Source organism: Neisseria sp. P0014.S002 (assembly GCF_051958295.1).
Classification (GTDB): domain Bacteria; phylum Pseudomonadota; class Gammaproteobacteria; order Burkholderiales; family Neisseriaceae; genus Neisseria; species Neisseria flavescens_B.
In genome coordinates this window covers 1-294 of sequence record NZ_JBQCVO010000058.1, presented here as the reverse complement: position 1 = coordinate 294, position 294 = coordinate 1, and the positions used below count along the sequence as shown (strand labels likewise).

The window sequence follows — 294 nt, the reverse complement described above, 5'->3', positions numbered from 1 at the left end:
CTCTCTGACTGTCTTGGCAGGTATCTTGGCAGTTCTGGGTTATTCCGTGAACGACTCTGTGGTTTTGTTTGACCGTATTCGTGAAAACTTCCGTAAGCCGCATATGCGCGGCCACACAGTGCCGGAAGTCATCGACAACGCGATTACCGCAACCATGAGCCGTACCATCATTACCCACGGTTCGACCGAGGCAATGGTTGTTTCTCTGCTGGTGTTTGGCGGCGCAGCCTTGCACGGTTTCTCTATGGCGCTGAACATCGGTATCGTATTCTGTATTTACTCGTCCGTTTTGGT

The 294-nt window shown here is 51.7% G+C and carries 1 pseudogene; it reads left to right on the top strand.

Annotated elements, in window-relative coordinates:
• A pseudogene (locus tag ACTHSX_RS10595) lies at positions 1 to 294 on the top strand (protein translocase subunit SecF); the annotation flags it as partial.